The organism is Actinomycetes bacterium (assembly GCA_036000965.1).
Taxonomy (GTDB): Bacteria; Actinomycetota; CALGFH01; order CALGFH01; family CALGFH01; genus DASYUT01.
Window position 1 is genome coordinate 1 of record DASYUT010000134.1, and the last position, 2,515, is coordinate 2,515.

General features: G+C 71.8%; 2 protein-coding genes. Both read right to left on the reverse strand.

Annotated features, from left to right (window positions below):
- Nucleotides 1–38 precede the first annotated feature (38 nt).
- Nucleotides 39–2,273, reverse strand: a complete 2,235-nt coding sequence (locus VG276_11795; GenBank protein HEV8650060.1) for a recombinase family protein — start codon at nt 2,271–2,273, stop codon at nt 39–41.
- Nucleotides 2,266–2,445, reverse strand: a complete 180-nt coding sequence (locus tag VG276_11800; protein ID HEV8650061.1) for a hypothetical protein — start codon at nt 2,443–2,445, stop codon at nt 2,266–2,268. Before VG276_11800 ends, VG276_11795 begins: the two co-directional genes overlap by 8 nt.
- Nucleotides 2,446–2,515: the final 70 nt, after the last annotated feature.

Here is a 2,515-nt window from a genome sequence, read left to right on the forward strand (position 1 = left end):
GATGCATGGTCACACTGCTCCTTTGCTGATTGTTGGGCTCAGAAGAGCCCGTCTTGGGGGGTTGGCAGCTCGATACGCAGGCCTTTTCTGCGTCCGGTGCGGGTGATGACGGCGCGCAGCTCGCCGCGCTTTACACGTTGCAACACCGTCTGGCGGGAGACGCCGAGCGCGCGGGTGGCGTATTGGATGGCGACCCAGCGTTCCGGTGTGTCGTCGACGAGCATGCCGCGTAGTTCGTCGGTGAGCCGGATCCGCCAGGGCGCGCCGGGGGTGGGCTGCTCGCCGGCGATGAACCCGTCGCCCAGCCAGCGGTGTAGCGTGGACGGCGCGATGCGCAGTTGTTCGGCGGCTTCGGCCACGGTGAGCAGCTCTCCTTCCTGAGGCTCGTCGGCGGGCTGGTAGCGGGGGATCCCCCAGTGGTGCCGCAGCGATTGAACTCTAGAGGCGGTGTATGACAATCCTCGTGCGGTGCGCCGGCCCTGCCGGTTGAGGATCCCGGCGATGGTGGCGTCGGGGTAGTGGACGGCCAGGCGGCGTAGCAGTTCGACGGTGTCCTCGTCGGTGCGGATCTTCGGCTGCGGGCGGCGCAGCGGCACGGCCAGGTCGCTGATCGCGCCGCCTTTCCACCGCAGCACCAGGTCGGCGTGGGGTTCGGGGTCGTCGCGGCGGACGGTGGTGTTGACTTCCTCGAGCAGGGCGCGCAGCAGCTGCTTGCGGTCTTTGTCGGTGGTCGTCGCCGCGGACCAGACCCGGCCGAGGTCCGCGCCGAGGGCGAGGACCTCGGCGCGTTCGGCGGCTGTCAACGTCTTCGGTTTGGCCTGCTCGCGGCGGGCCAGTTCGGCCTCGGCGTCGGCGAGGGCGGCGAGCGCGGTGTTCCATTCGGTTTCCAGGCCGCGGGCGACCAGCCGGTTGTCCGGGTCGACCGCGCGGTAGCGCCGTTCTGCCTTGGTCGCGGCGTAGCGCGCTTGTTCGACCTGGCGGCGCCATTGCTCGAGGGCGGCGTCGCGGCCGTCCTCGATCTGCTGCGCGGCGGCCAGGCAGGCTTGCAGCGCGGTGGGCTGCAGCGCGGCCAGGAACGCCTCGGCGACCGCGGCGTCGATGGCCAGTCCGCCGACGTTCATGTGCCGCGTCCCGCGGCCGTCGACCAGCTCGCCGGGACCCTGGCAGTAGTAGTTGGGCACGGATTTGGCTGGGCCCCGGTAGGCGACGGCGAGTTTGCGGCCGCACTGGCCGCAGGTGGCCAGGCCTTGCAGCAGCGCGCGGCCTTCCCGGACCGCCCCGGTGCCGGGCTGGTGGGGTTGGGGTCGGATGTTGGCGCCGATGCGTTCCTGGTTGGCCAGGTAGGTGTCCCAGTCGATCAGGCCGGGATGATGGTCGGTGATAAGGACCTCCCACTGGTCGCGGGGCAGCCTGCGCTCCCGTTTGCGCAGCGAACCGTCGGCGCCCAGGTAGCGCTCCTCGCGGGTGCGGCCGTAGATGTAGGCGCCGGCGTAGGCCGGGTGCGTCAACGTGGTGTGGACCGCGTGGTAGGTGGGCTCGACCCAGGTGATCTCGGGTAGCTGCCCGGCGCGGACCGCGGCGGCCGCGCGTCGCTGCAGCGGCCAGCGCAGGTTCTGCTCGCGCAGCCACAACCACACGCCGCGCACCGACCCGCGGGCGGCGAACTGCTCGAACACCGCGGCGATCACTCCGGTGACGGCCTGGTCGGGGTGCAGGCGGATCTCTGCGTCGGCCTCGCCCCAGACCAGCCCGACCGGCAGGCCGCGGCGCAGTTCGCCGCGGGCGGCCTTGTTCTTGATCCCGCCTTCCAGGCGGGCCCGCAGCACGTGGAGCTCAACCTCGCTCATGATCCCTTTCATGCCCAGCACGAGCCGGTCGTTGAGCAGGGCCGGGTGGTAGATGCCATCGGCGTCGGCGACCAGGGTGTCGCACACCCCGGCCAGGTCCAGCAGCCGGTACCAGGCCGCGTTGTCGCGGGCCAGCCGGGAGGCCTCCAACGCCAGGATGATCCCGACCTGGCCTAAGGCGACCTCGGCGACCAGGCCCTCGAACCCGTCCCGCTGCCCGGTCACCGACCCGGAGACCCCCAGGTCGGCGTCGACGACCCGGACCGCGGCACGCGGCCAGCCCAGCGCGACCGCGCGGGCGACCAGGTCGTACTGCCGGGCGGTCGACTCGGTGTTCCGCTCTACCTGGGCCAGGGTTGATTGCCGCACGTAAATCACCGCCGCGCGAGACCGGTGGGACTCGGTCACCTTGCCGGACTCATTCATCGCCGGCCTCCCCTGCGCTACGCCCCGCCACCGGCGGGCTGGTCGCCTTGGCGATCAGGTCGGCCAGCAGCCCCATCGCCGCCCCGACGGCCGGGGCGGGAAGCTGCTCGAGGAGGGCCGCCGGTGGCGCCGGGACCGGGTCGAGGATCAGACTGAGCTGCACAGGCTGCACGGTTGTCCTCCTTGGACGGTGACTGCCGTGCAGCCTGCCCCGCCTCGTCGCGGACCCGCGCGGCCAGACC

Coding starts and splice junctions, on each gene's coding strand:
- VG276_11795 (HEV8650060.1), bottom strand. CDS start 2,273: ATGAATGAGTCCGGCAAGGTGACCGAGTCCCACCGGTCTCGCGCGGCG.